Annotated in this window: 11 protein-coding genes; 4 read left to right on the forward strand and 7 right to left on the reverse strand. The window is 60.2% G+C overall.

Going from position 1 to position 12,293, the window contains the following annotated elements:
* Positions 1–6: 6 nt before the first annotated feature.
* The 4 genes from KI231_RS05005 to KI231_RS05020 form a co-directional block, all read right to left on the reverse strand.
* On the reverse strand, positions 7–516 hold the full coding sequence (locus tag KI231_RS05005; protein ID WP_213027614.1) for a DUF2165 family protein: 510 nt from the start codon (positions 514–516) through the stop codon (positions 7–9).
* A gap of 148 nt (positions 517–664) precedes the next feature.
* Positions 665–1,639 carry a 2-hydroxyacid dehydrogenase gene (locus tag KI231_RS05010; protein ID WP_213027615.1) on the reverse strand — a complete coding sequence of 325 codons (975 nt, stop codon included), beginning with the start codon at positions 1,637–1,639 and terminating at the stop codon, positions 665–667.
* 908 nt (positions 1,640–2,547) lie between these two features.
* A complete protein-coding gene (locus KI231_RS05015; protein ID WP_213027616.1) occupies positions 2,548–2,922 on the reverse strand; it encodes a DUF6124 family protein in 375 nt (124 codons plus the stop codon).
* A 483-nt stretch (positions 2,923–3,405) separates the two neighbouring features.
* A complete protein-coding gene (locus tag KI231_RS05020) occupies positions 3,406–4,374 on the reverse strand; it encodes a LysR family transcriptional regulator (RefSeq protein ID WP_103305180.1) in 969 nt (322 codons plus the stop codon).
* Between the two features lie 277 nt (positions 4,375–4,651).
* On the opposite strand from KI231_RS05020, the gene KI231_RS05025 reads away from it, so the two are divergent.
* The 4 genes from KI231_RS05025 (at position 4,652) to KI231_RS05040 (ending at position 9,623) form a co-directional block, all read left to right on the forward strand.
* Positions 4,652–6,151: an efflux transporter outer membrane subunit gene (locus KI231_RS05025; RefSeq protein ID WP_213027617.1), complete on the forward strand. Its 1,500-nt coding sequence runs from the start codon at positions 4,652–4,654 to the stop codon at positions 6,149–6,151.
* A 215-nt stretch (positions 6,152–6,366) separates the two neighbouring features.
* Positions 6,367–8,559 carry an FUSC family protein gene (locus KI231_RS05030; RefSeq protein ID WP_213027618.1) on the forward strand — a complete coding sequence of 731 codons (2,193 nt, stop codon included), beginning with the start codon at positions 6,367–6,369 and terminating at the stop codon, positions 8,557–8,559.
* On the forward strand, positions 8,549–8,749 hold the full coding sequence (locus KI231_RS05035) for a DUF1656 domain-containing protein (protein WP_007914106.1): 201 nt from the start codon (positions 8,549–8,551) through the stop codon (positions 8,747–8,749). The genes KI231_RS05030 and KI231_RS05035 overlap by 11 nt, the downstream gene beginning before the upstream one ends.
* Positions 8,750–8,759: 10 nt before the next feature.
* Positions 8,760–9,623, forward strand: coding sequence for an efflux RND transporter periplasmic adaptor subunit (locus KI231_RS05040; protein ID WP_103305183.1), 864 nt, complete (start codon positions 8,760–8,762; stop codon positions 9,621–9,623).
* A gap of 59 nt (positions 9,624–9,682) precedes the next feature.
* On the opposite strand, the gene KI231_RS05045 is transcribed toward KI231_RS05040, so the two are convergent.
* From KI231_RS05045 to KI231_RS05055, 3 genes are all read right to left on the reverse strand, one after another.
* Positions 9,683–10,684 carry an SEL1-like repeat protein gene (locus tag KI231_RS05045; RefSeq protein WP_103305184.1) on the reverse strand — a complete coding sequence of 334 codons (1,002 nt, stop codon included), beginning with the start codon at positions 10,682–10,684 and terminating at the stop codon, positions 9,683–9,685.
* A 242-nt stretch (positions 10,685–10,926) separates the two neighbouring features.
* Positions 10,927–11,751 carry an SDR family oxidoreductase gene (locus tag KI231_RS05050; protein ID WP_213027619.1) on the reverse strand — a complete coding sequence of 275 codons (825 nt, stop codon included), beginning with the start codon at positions 11,749–11,751 and terminating at the stop codon, positions 10,927–10,929.
* A 35-nt stretch (positions 11,752–11,786) separates the two neighbouring features.
* Positions 11,787–12,251, reverse strand: coding sequence for a multidrug transporter (locus KI231_RS05055; protein ID WP_123534243.1), 465 nt, complete (start codon positions 12,249–12,251; stop codon positions 11,787–11,789).
* Positions 12,252–12,293 lie beyond the last annotated feature (42 nt).

A 12,293-nucleotide genomic window follows, 5' to 3' on the forward strand; every position in this document is an offset into this window, starting at 1 on the left:
TGAACGTCAGCGCTCGACTTTCAATGTGATGTAAATCATCACCGGGAATATGAAGTCAACGATATGCCGTGCCCAGTCCTTGGCATTCCATGATTGTGAAGTGTCCATGTCGAACCATTCGACACCCACTGTTTGCAGACAGACGTAATAGATGAATATTGCAACCAGTATGCCCATGATCGAGAACTTCTTGGCTTCATGGAATACCTCTGCCGATTCATCGATCTTGCGATAAAGCTGATAAGTGCCGATCAGACACAACACCGTATAAGTCACCTCCATGGTGATGATGAACCAATAGATCCGGTGGTGAATCATCGGTGATTCAATGGCTCGATACTTGATGTTCTCACTTGCAGTAGTGGTGTCCATGCTCAGGATGTGAGCCACGTACGTGTAGTTTGAATTGTAGTCGGTGAAGTTGTGGATCATCACCAACAGGCCAAAGAAACTGATGTAAGCCATCAATATAACTTTGCTGTAGCGGATGATTTTTTCGGTGGTCAGTGTGTTCAAGGTTTTTGCTCTCCATAGCGCTCATCGATAATTCGATAGCCGGGCAGAGCTTATAATGCTGTTGTTTTGTTTTGTTTGTTGTTCAATTTCAAGTTGTGTATGTGCGTAACTAACGGGCAAGTGCTGTTTGGCACTTGCCCGTGCTTTTTTATCCGCGCCAGACTTGCGGATTGACCAGGTCCTGCGGGCGTTCGCCGAGCAACGCACTGCGCAAGTTGGCAATGGCCCGATTGGCCATGGCTTCGCGGGTTTCATGGGTGGCAGAGCCGATGTGCGGCAGGGTCACGGCGTTTTTCAGCTGGAACAGTGGCGACTCGGCCAGCGGTTCCTTTTCGTAGACGTCCAGACCGGCGCCACGGATGCGGTTGTTTTGCAGCGCTTCGATCAGCGCGGGTTCGTCGACGACCGGACCACGGGAGATGTTGACCAGAATCGCGCTCGGCTTCATCAGCGCCAGTTCGCGATGGCTGATCAGGTGGCGGGTCTTGTCGCTGAGGGGCACGACCAGGCAAACGAAATCGGCTTCGGCGAGGAGTTGGTCGAGGCTGCGAAATTGTGCGCCGAGTTCTTGTTCGAGTTCGCTCTTGCGGCTGTTGCCGCTGTAGATAATCGGCATGTTGAAGCCGAACCGGCCACGGCGGGCGACGGCGGCGCCGATGTTGCCCATGCCGACGATGCCGAGGGTTTTGCCGTGTACGTCAGTGCCGAACAATGGGGCGCCGACGCTGGCTTGCCATTGCCCAGCCTTGGTCCAGGCGTCGAGTTCGGCGACGCGGCGGGCGCTGCTCATGATCAGGGTGAAGGCGAGGTCGGCGGTACTTTCGGTGAGTACGTCCGGGGTGTTGGTGAGCATGATCCCGCGTTCGTTGAAGTAGTCGAGGTCGTAGTTGTCGTAGCCGACGGAGACGCTGGAGACCACTTCCAGTTTTGCGGCGTTTTCCAGTTGTGTGCGGCCGAGTTTGCGGCCGACGCCGATGAGGCCGTGGGCGTGGGGCAGGGCTTCGTTGAACTGGGCGTTGATGTCGCCGTTTTTTGGGGTGGGGACGATGACGTCGAACTCTTGTTTTAGTTGTTCGATCATTGGGGGGGTGATGCGGCTGAAGGCCAGGACTGTTTTTTTCATCGTTTTGGGCTCGGCTTTGGGGCTTTATTGCCAAGCACGCTAACATTTCTTGGCGGCCTTTGGGCCGACCATGTTCTTGGGGTTTTGGGTGAATATCCGTTTTTGGGGGGATGGCGGCTTAGGGTTCCGCCCTTACGGCGGGTCACTTTTGGCAAACGCCCCAAAAGTAACCAAAAGGTCTGTGCCCTGACGTTCGGCCCTCGCTGTGGCTCGGGTTCCTTCGCTCCGGGTTTCATCCGGGGCATCGCCTCCGGTTTGCTTCGCTGCACCTCCTCTCGATGTTCCCCCCGGATGAATCCCTCCACTCAGCCTGCCGACGGGCCTTTTAGATCAAGAGCGGTACTCGAGCTAACGCTCATTGTGTTGAGTGGGGCGGCATGCGCCGCGTGTGGGGTGTGGCTTGAACAGCGATGGCGGCCTGACAGCCGACCAGTCTCTAGCAGACTGCATACGATCCAATTGTAGGAGTGAGCCTGCTCGCGATGACGGTCTAACAGCCGGCCAGTCTCTGCTGGTTGTACTCCACCCCTGTGGGAGCTGGCTTGCCAGCGATGGCGGCCTGACAGCCGACCAGTCTCTGGCAGACTGCATACGATCCAATTGTAGGAGTGGGCCTGCTCGCGATGACGGTCTACAGCCGGCCAGGCTCTGCTGGTTGTACTCCACCCCTGTGGGAGCTGGCTTGCCAGCGATGGCGGCCTGACACCCGACCAGTCTCTGGCAGATTGCATACGATCCAATTGTAGGAGTGAGCCTGCTCGCGATGGCGGCCTGGCAGCCGACCAGTCTCTGGCGGGTGAACCTGGTGTCTAACTGTGGGAGCGGGCTTGCTCGCGAAGGCGGTGTGTCATTTGGCGATGATGTTTACTGATCCACCGCTTTCGCGAGCAAGCCCGTGCCCATAGGGGTCAGCTGCGTGGCGCTGGTGGTGTCACGTCGACGTTATCCAGCACGCGGTTCACCGCCAGTTCGGCGAGCATGATGATCTGCTGGATCGCCAGAATCGTGCGCCGTTGCGGGAGGTCGATGTAGGCGGCGATGTCACTGCTCATGAGGCTGGCTTGTGCCAGTGATTCGCAGGCGTGCACCAGCAGGCTTTCGTTGTCCTGATCGGGCGCGACCTGGAACATGGTGCTGGGTTTGTGAAAGCGCAGGGTGAGTGCGTTGGGTTTGAGGTAGTGGTCGAGGGCGCGATCGGCGGCTTCGTGGAATTTCTTCGAGCCGGGGAATTCGTAGGGTGTGGTGTTTTCCGCTTCAGGCGGATTGGGTGTTGGTTTGAACATGGTGAAACTCCATTCGGGATGTGGAGTTCGCCAGACGCTGCGACCAAGCAGAAGGGTGGCGAACCGTACGCGGGTTGGTCGACCAGGGAATGGAAACCCGGCAGGGCCGAAGCCCTCCCACGCACAGCTCGCCATTAAGCAAGTTTGAAAAGTGCGCCATTCTAAACCCGGACGACCAAGTCCGGTCGCTGATTCGTCAGCGACCCCCAAACCCTACCCACCACCCTTCCGACGAGCAACCTGCAAAACACGTCGGAAATATCCGCGAAAACGCCCAAATGTAGGAGCTGCCGTAGGCTGCGATCTGTTGATTTTTAAACACCAACATCAAAAGATCGCAGCCTGCGGCAGCTCCTGCACGGGCCGGTGAGCTGTTTAAAAAACATCTGGCCACGCGAACCCTGTGGGAGCTGGCTTGCCAGCGATGGCTGCCGGACAGCCGGCCAATTTCTAGCAGACTGCCCACCCTGCCAATCACCGAAATCAGTTGGCGACGCGAGCCCCGGCAAGGCTGCCGCTGAGCTCATAAGCAGCCAGTTCCGCCTGATGCGCCGCGAGTATTTCTGGCAGCGAACCGCGCAGGTACTCGACCCAGGTCTTGATCTTCGCATCAAGGTATTGCCGCGAAGGGTAGATCGCATACAGGTTGAGTTCCTGCGAGCGGTAGTTCGGCATGACCCTTACCAGCGTGCCGTTGCGCAATCCCTCGATCGCTGCGTACACCGGCAGGACGCCGACGCCCATGCCGCTGGTGATCGCGGTTTTCATCGCGTCGGCGGAGTTCACCAGAAATGGTGAGCTGTTGATGGTGACCATTTCCTGGCCTTCCGGGCCGTCGAAGGCCCATTTCTCCAGCGGGATGACCGGGCTGACCAGACGCAGGCAGGCGTGGTTGAGCAGGTCGCTGGGCTTTTGCGCGCAGCCGTTGGCTTTCACGTAGGCCGGTGAGGCGCAGACGATGCTGTAGGTGATGCCCAGGCGTTGCGAGACGAAACCGGAGTCCGGCAGTTCGCGGGCCAGCACGATGGAGACGTCGTAGCCTTCGTCGAGCAGGTCCGGCACGCGGTTGGCCATGGTCAGGTCGAAGGTCACGTCGGGGTGGGTCTTGCGGTAGCGGGCGATGGCGTCGATCACGAAGTGCTGGCCGATACCGGTCATGGTGTGCACTTTCAACTGCCCGGCGGGGCGGGCGTGGGCCTCGCTGGCTTCGGCTTCGGCTTCTTCGACGTAGGCGAGGATCTGCTCGCAGCGCAGCAGGTAACGCTTGCCGGCCTCGGTCAGGGCGATGCGCCGGGTCGTGCGGTTAAGCAGTCGGGTTTGCAGGTGGGCTTCCAGGTTGGAGACCGCGCGCGAAACGTTGGCGGTGGTGGTGTCGAGTTGCACGGCGGCGGCGGTGAAGCTGCCGGCTTCGGCCACGCAACTGAAGGCGCGCATGTTTTGCAAAGTGTCCATGGGGTGCTCTCAAGGGAGATGGCAAATTGTGACACGAAGTTTCGAGGGCTGAGACCCAGACTTAAGGATTATCTCGTTAACCGTAACAAAGATTCACAGAAAACCCAGCTTATCGCCGAACAGGGCGTTCCATAGAATTGCGCCGATCCGATGTAGGCGCTGCCGCAGGCTGCGATCTTTTGATTTTGTTTTAAGGGAATCAAGATCAAAAGATCGCAGTCTTCGGCAGCTCCTACAGCGAGTCCTCGCCTTATCCTCTTCTCAGGAATTCGCAGCTGTGCCGCGTCGCATCAACAGAGCGCTTTTGCCGCTCAGTGTTCTGGCTTTTACCCTGGGTCTCAGCGGCTGCATCTCAACGCAAGGAATTGCCCCGCATAGCAAGGCATTGGAAGCCGACGCACTGGCCACCGACGAGGCCATCGCCCACGCCGCCCGTGACGCAAACTGGCCCACCGCGCAATGGTGGCAAGCCTACGGTGACCCGCAACTGAACCGCTGGATCGACCTCGCCGTACAAGACAGCCCGAGCATGGCCATTGCCGCTGCGCGAGTGCGTCAGGCCAAAGCCATGGCCGGTGTCGCCGAAGCGGCCGAGTCGTTGCAGATCAATGGCGAGTCGACGCTCAAGCGCCACAACTGGCCGACCGATCAGTTTTACGGCCCGGGCGAGCTGGCCAACACCACCACCTGGGACAACAACGCCGCGCTCGGTTTCAGCTATGCGCTCGACCTCTGGGGCCGGGAAAGCAATGCCAGCGAACGCGCGGTGGATCTGGCGCACATGAGCGCCGCCGAAGCGCGGCAGGCACAGCTCGAATTGCAGAACAACATCGTGCGCGCCTACATCGAGCTGTCGCTGCATTACGCCCAGCGCGACATCGTCGCCGCGACGCTTGCGCAGCAGCAGCAGATTCTCGATCTGGCGCAGAAGCGTTTGAACGGCGGGATCGGCACGCACTTCGAAGTCAGCCAAGCGCAAACGCCGCTGCCGGAAACTCATCGGCAACTGGATTCGCTGGATGAAGAAATTGCCCTCAGCCGCAACCAGATCGCCGCGCTGGCCGGCAAGGGACCGGGTGCGGGCGCGCAATTGCAGCGACCGACGCTGTCCCTTGGCGCAGCGCTGAAGTTGCCGTCAGCGCTACCGGCCGAACTGCTCGGGCAACGCCCGGACGTGGTCGCCAGTCGCTGGCAAGTGGCGGCGCAGGCACGGGGAATTGATGTTGCGCACGCAGGGTTTTATCCCAACGTCGATCTGGTCGGCAGCCTCGGCTACATGGCGACCGGGGGCGGCGCGCTGGAGTTTCTGACCGGCAAGAAACTCAATTACAACGTCGGCCCTGCGATCTCGTTGCCGATCTTCGATGGTGGGCGTTTGCGTGCTGAATTGGGTGAGTCGTCGGCCGGTTATGACATCGCCGTCGCGCATTACAACCAGACGCTGGTCAACGCGCTGAAGAATATCTCTGACCAGTTGATCCGCCGTGAGTCGATGGACAAGCAGCAAGGCTTTGCCGCCGAGTCTGTGGCCACGGCGCAGAAAACTTACGACATCGCGATGATCGCCTATCAACGCGGCCTCACCGATTACCTCAACGTGCTGAATGCGCAGACGCTGTTGTTCAAGCAGCAGCAAGTGCAGCAACAGGTGCAGGCGGCGCGATTGACCGCGCATGCGGAGTTGGTGACGGCGCTGGGTGGTGGGCTCGGTGCTGGCAACGATGTGCCGACGGCCGAGAAAACCGCAGCCCCGAAAACCCCGGCACTCCTGCGGTGAACACCCAATTCACTACACAAACCCCTTGTGGCGAGGGGATTTATCCCCGATGGGCTGCGGAGCAGCCCCAAAACCTGCAAACCGGTTCTGCCTGGTACACCGCATTTGCTTTTCTTGGGGCCGCTTCGCTGCCCATCGGGGATGAATCCCCTCACCACAAAAATTGATGTTTGCCACAGAAAACTCTTCAGTCCTCAATCATTGAGCAAGACCAAATGACTCCCTTGCCCGCACCTCTACGCTGGCTCTACTCCCTGGAATGGCGTCGGGGTTTGTTTGACTGGGCGCGCAGCGATGGCGTGACCTGGGTGTATATCTTCAAGGTGTTGCTCGCCGCATTCCTCACCCTGTGGCTGGCCATGCGTCTGGAGTTGCCGCAACCGCGCACGGCGATGATCACCGTGTTTATCGTCATGCAGCCGCAGAGCGGCCAGGTGTTTGCCAAGAGCTTCTATCGCTTCCTTGGCACCCTCGCCGGGTCGGCGATGATGGTCACGCTGATCGCGCTGTTCGCGCAAAACACTGAGCTGTTCCTCGGCTCGCTGGCGATCTGGGTTGGCATCTGCTCGGCCGGTGCGGCGCGTTGCCGTAACTTTCGTGCCTACGGATTTGTCCTGGCTGGCTACACGGCGGCGATGGTTGGTTTGCCGGCGCTGGCGCATCCGGATGGCGCGTTCATGGCGGCGGTTTGGCGGGTGCTGGAGATCTCGCTGGGGATTCTCTGCTCCACCGTAATCAGCGCGGCGATCCTGCCGCAAACCGCCAGTGCGGCGATGCGCAATGCCTTGTACCAGCGGTTCGGCGTGTTCGCGCTATTCGTGACCGATGGCTTGCGCGGACGCAGCAAAACCGAATCCTTTGAAGCCAGCAACGTGCGTTTCATCGCCGAAGCCGTGGGCCTGGAAGGGTTGCGCAGTGTGACCGTGTTCGAAGACCCGCACATGCGTCGGCGCAACGGTCGACTCAGCCGTTTGAACAGCGAGTTCATGGGCATCACCACGCGCTTCAACGCCCTGCATCAGTTGCTTGAACGCTTGCGCGGCAATGGCGAGGAGCACGTCGTCGCGGCGATCAGACCGGGCTTGCAGGACCTCGCTGAAGTGCTCGACGGCTTCAGCGGCCGCGCCCTGACCAGCCCCGATGCGGCTCGACTGGCAACAGCGCTGGCCACTTACAAGGAAGGTCTGCCGGCGCGGGTACGCAGCCTGCGCGCGATCTTTCAGGAAAGCGAACCCAGCGACGCCGAGCAACTGGATTTCCACACGGCGTACGAGTTGCTCTATCGCTTCGTCGATGACCTGCACAGTTATGCGCAGACGCACGCATCCCTGGCCGATCACCGCCACGAACGCGAGCGCTGGGACGAGCCGTTCACCCCGCAAACCAACTGGTGGGCCGCTGCGGCTTCGGGAATTCGCGCCTCGTTCATTCTGATCGTGCTGGGCAGTTATTGGGTCGCCACCGCGTGGCCGAGCGGCGCGACGATGACCCTGATTGCCGCCGCCACCGTGGGCCTGTCCGCTGCCACGCCGAACCCGAAACGCATGGCGTTTCAAATGGCCTGCGGCACGTTTCTCGGGGCGCTGATCGGCTTCGTCGAGATGTTTTTCATCTTCCCGTGGATCGACGGTTTTCCCCTGCTGTGCGTCATGCTCGCGCCGGTAATCGTGTTCGGTTCGTTCCTGACTTCGCGGCCGCAGTACGCCGGTGTCGGTCTCGGTTTGCTGATCTTCTTCAGCACCGGTTCGGTGCCGGACAACCTGACCATTTACAACCCGTACACCTTCATCAACGACTACATCGCCATGGTCATGGGCATGCTGGTCTGCGCCGCTGCGGGCGCGATCATTCTGCCGCCGAACAGCCGCTGGTTGTGGCGGCGGCTGGAGCAGGATCTGCGTGGCCAGGTGGTCTATGCGATCAGCGGCAAACTCAAAGGCCTGGCGTCGAGTTTCGAGAGCCGCACCCGCGACTTGCTGCATCAGGCCTACGGTCTCGCGGCCGGTGAACCGAAGGTGCAGAAAAACCTGCTGCGCTGGATGTTCGTGGTGCTCGAAGTCGGTCACGCGATCATCGAGTTGCGCAAGGAACAGGCGATTTTGCCGGTGCACCCAGCGTATGCCGAATCGCAGCCGTGGCGTCAGGCGATCCGCGTGATGGGCCGCGCGTTGGTGCGGCTGTTTCTGCAACCGAACGCCAGCAATCTGGAGCGCGCACTGGTCGCTGTCGATCACGCGATCAGCCGCGTGGCCGCGACCGATGAGCCATTCGCGCCGCACTTCGATACCTCGGCGTTGCGCCGGGTGAAGAGCTATCTGCACTTTATCCGCACCTCGTTGCTCGACCCGCAATCGCCGCTGGCCGCTCTCGCTCCCGCCAAGCCCGAAGGACTTGCCCATGCCTCGTGAAATCGCTTTCCACGGCGTGTACATGCCGACCATGACCCTGATGTTTTTCATCGCCGCGGCGCTGGCCTGGGCGGTGGATCGGTTCTTGTCGGGGTTCGATCTGTACCGTTTTTTCTGGCACCCGGCGCTGCTGCGCCTGAGTCTGTTTACCTGTCTGTTCGGCGCGATGGCGCTGACTGTCTACCGTTGAGAACGATCTGATGAAAAAGTTTTTCAGCCTGCTCGCGACCCTGCTGGTGCTGGCCCTGGCGCTGTGGATCGGCCGGACCTTGTGGGTGCATTACATGAACACGCCGTGGACCCGCGACGGTCGGGTGCGCGCCGACATCATCAACGTCGCCGCCGACGTCACCGGTGAAGTGGTCGATGTGCCGGTGCGTGACAACCAACTGGTGAAGAAGGGCGATCTGCTGATGCAGATCGACCCCGAGCACTACCGCATCGCGGTGAAACAGGCGCAGTCGCTGGTGGCTTCGCGCAAGTCGACATGGGAGATGCGCAAGGTCAACGCCCATCGCCGCGCCGATCTGGACAATCTGGTGATCTCCAAGGAAAACCGCGACGACGCCAGCAACATCGCCGACGCCGCGCTGGCCGACTACCAACACGCCCAGGCACAACTGGAGGCGGCCGAACTCAACCTCAAGCGCACCGAAGTACGCGCAGCAGTCGACGGCTACGTGACCAACCTCAACGTGCATCGCGGCGACTACGCACGCATCGGCGAAGCGAAAATGGCCGTGGTCGACATGAATTCGTTCTGGGTTTACGGCTTTTTCGAAGAGACCAAACTGCCGCACGTTCGCGTGGGGGATAAAGCCGACATGCAACTGATGAGCGGCGAAGTCTTGAAGGGGCACGTGGAAAGCATTTCCCGTGGCATCTATGACCGCGACAACCCGGAGAGCCGCGAGCTGATCGCCGACGTCAACCCGACCTTCAACTGGGTGCGTCTGGCGCAGCGGGTGCCGGTGCGCATTCACATTGATGAAGTACCGGAAGGGGTGTTGCTGGCGGCAGGGATTACTTGCACGGTGGTGGTGCAGCAGGGCGCCAGCGAATAACGGGTATCAAGAAATCTTTTTGTGGCGAGGGAGCAAGCTCCCCCGCCACAGGTATGTTTTTAGTTGTAGAACTTTTTGACCACCAGCAGGCCGGACTCGATGGTTTCACCGACCGACAAATCTGGGTCTTCCATGATGGCGATGATGCGCTGGTCCTTCGAGATATCCGCGTAGGACTTTTTCAGCTTGGCAGCGCGATCGATCACGATGTAGCTCAGCACGTGGCCGCGGCTCTTGGTGAACGGCTGCTTGATCGCCGTGTACATGGTTTGCTTCACGTAGTCGTAACGCTCGGTGGACGACATGCCTTTGAAGGTGTCCGGCCATTCCTGGTAGATCTCGGCGGAGTAACGGCCGACGTCTTCTTCCCGCGCTTCGGCGTACATGGCTTCTTTGCTGGTGACCTGAGTGGCGAGTTCGCTGTAACGCTTGTCGCCTTCGGCGATTTGCGCCACCGTCATTTTCTTTTTCAGGGCGTCGGTCGCTGTGGCGTCATCGGCTTTGGCCATGATCTTGGTCCAGGCGTAGGCCGCGACCAGATTGCCTTGCTCCTCGTATTGCTTGATCAGGTCTTTCTGCGCCTCGGGATAGCCGTGCACCGACGAGCGCTCCAGCCAGCGAGTGGCCAGCGCCGCATCTGCCTTGACCCCGGAGTTGCCGTATTTGTAGTCCTGGTACAGGCCGTATTCTGCGCACCAGTCGTTTTGCCGCGCCGCGTAAGCCGTGTAGTTGAAGGCTTGGCGGTTACGCTGCTCGGTGGTCAGCTGTTCGTCCTGAGCGGTAATCATCGACAGGTAGCAAAATGCGCGAGGGTGTTTCGGCGCGGCCATGACCATGCAGGTCTTGGCGTCGTCGAGTTCCTGGTTTTCGTACATCTGGAAACCGATGCCGAACAGAATGTCGCTGTCCATCTGCGCGTTGCAGTGTTCACTGGCCGTGACGGCCGGCAATACGTCCTGCTGAGTCAGTAACGGCAGGGTGTCATTGAGAGGGGTTTCTTTGCTTGCACAACCTGCCAGCACGGTGAGCAATGCCAGAGGCAATACGTTGAAAACTTTCACAAGATGTTTCCTGATCTGGATTGGAGCATAAAAGCAGGGCTCGCCTCAGGCAGTTCAACAAAGCAGCGGCCGTTTCCGCGAAGGAAAGGTCGGGGGAGGGGGGATCAGTGTTCAGCAATTCCCTTGCTTCGATGCTTGCGCCAGCGATTCCATGCGCTATCGGGTTCACTTGAAGCGGCGGGCGCTTCAAGTGCGGCGCATTCTACGTGGATCGACCGATTTGGCAATTTCACCGGGGTGAATCAGAGCTGCCCGCGCAAGCCAAAGCGCTTCATCAATGTCGATTCCAGCAAGCCTTTGGGCAACAGTGTCGCTAGCAACGGCAGCGCCCGGCTGCCATTGCCGATGCGGATCAGCCGTGGCGGGTTGCGCTGTTGCACCGCCTTGAGCAACACCTCGGCAAAATCACTGGCCGGGGTCGGTTTGTCCTGCGATGCCTTGGCCCGCGCGCGAATGCCTTCACGCAGGGGAAACCACGGCGAGTTTTCGTTGATCAGTTGCTCGGCTTCGTGACCGGCATTTTTCGCGAAGCTTGATTGAATGGCGCCGGGCTGCACCTCCATCACGCGAATGCCGAACGGCGCCAGTTCCATGCGCAGTGCATCGCTCAAGGCATGCACGGCCGCTTTCGACGCGCAATAGGCACCGGCAAACGGGGTGACCAACACACCGGAAACACTGCCGATATTCACCACCAGCCCCTTCGCTCGACGCAGCACCGGGAACAGTGCGCGGGTGACGCCGACAATCGAGAACACATTGGTTTCGAACTGGCGCTGCATGGCCGGCACGCCGCCGTCGAGCAACGGGCCCATGGCACCGTAACCGGCGTTGTTGATCAGCACGTCGAGGCCGCCATGCAGTTGATTGATCCGTTCGCTCAGTTGTTGCAACGCCGCGCCGTCGTTGACGTCGAGCTGCACCGCAGTGAATCCGGCCGCACTCAACGCTGCGACGTCTTCAGCCTTGCGCGCCGTGGCCCAGACTTCGAAACCGGCGATTTTGAACACCTCGGCGAGGGCGCGGCCGATGCCGCTGGAACATCCGGTAATCAACGCAACGGGCATGGCGCATTCCTTGTGCAAAAGAGTGGGAGGGGGGATCAGTCGGAGAAACTACCCTGCAATCGCTCGGCGCGAAACTCCAGGGTTTGCGGGCGATAACCGGGCCGCAGCGGCGGCATCGGCAAGCAGTCTTCCCAACTGCCGCCAGCCTGCAACTCGCCGGGGCCGCGATAGCGTGGCGCGGTGTATTGGTTGTCGGCCAGATTGACCGTGTCGCCCGGTGCATAGGCCGCGATGCGCCAACGCAGTTCGGTCAGCGGCACACTGTTGCCGTTGTTCATTTTCAGTTGCAACGGCCGATCGGCCGGGCATTGCTCGGGCGCATAGACAATGCGCATCTCAAGGCGCGCCAGTTGCTTGATCTCGCGGTTGTCCAGCCACACCACCCAGACGGCTACCAGACCCAGGCCGATGGCGGCCGCTACCGACACCGGCAAAGCCTTGGCCGGATAGCGCAGCAACAGGATCAGCCAGGTGATGACCAGCAAAACGCCGATGAACATGTCGCACAACCTCGAAGGGATAGAGGGGCATCCTACCTAAGC

Source organism: Pseudomonas sp. Seg1 (assembly GCF_018326005.1).
GTDB lineage: Bacteria > Pseudomonadota > Gammaproteobacteria > Pseudomonadales > Pseudomonadaceae > Aquipseudomonas.

Excerpts from the sequence above, each read along its gene's own strand:
- KI231_RS05020 (WP_103305180.1), bottom strand. The coding sequence starts at position 4,374 with ATGGACACTTTGCAAAACATGCGCGCCTTCAGTTGCGTGGCCGAAGCC.
- KI231_RS05050 (WP_213027619.1), bottom strand. The coding sequence starts at position 11,751 with ATGCCCGTTGCGTTGATTACCGGATGTTCCAGCGGCATCGGCCGCGCC.
- KI231_RS05010 (WP_213027615.1), bottom strand. The coding sequence starts at position 1,639 with ATGAAAAAAACAGTCCTGGCCTTCAGCCGCATCACCCCCCCAATGATC.
- KI231_RS05015 (WP_213027616.1), bottom strand. The coding sequence starts at position 2,922 with ATGTTCAAACCAACACCCAATCCGCCTGAAGCGGAAAACACCACACCC.
- KI231_RS05040 (WP_103305183.1), top strand. The coding sequence starts at position 8,760 with ATGAAAAAGTTTTTCAGCCTGCTCGCGACCCTGCTGGTGCTGGCCCTG.
- KI231_RS05035 (WP_007914106.1), top strand. The coding sequence starts at position 8,549 with ATGCCTCGTGAAATCGCTTTCCACGGCGTGTACATGCCGACCATGACC.
- KI231_RS05030 (WP_213027618.1), top strand. The coding sequence starts at position 6,367 with ATGACTCCCTTGCCCGCACCTCTACGCTGGCTCTACTCCCTGGAATGG.
- KI231_RS05055 (WP_123534243.1), bottom strand. The coding sequence starts at position 12,251 with ATGTTCATCGGCGTTTTGCTGGTCATCACCTGGCTGATCCTGTTGCTG.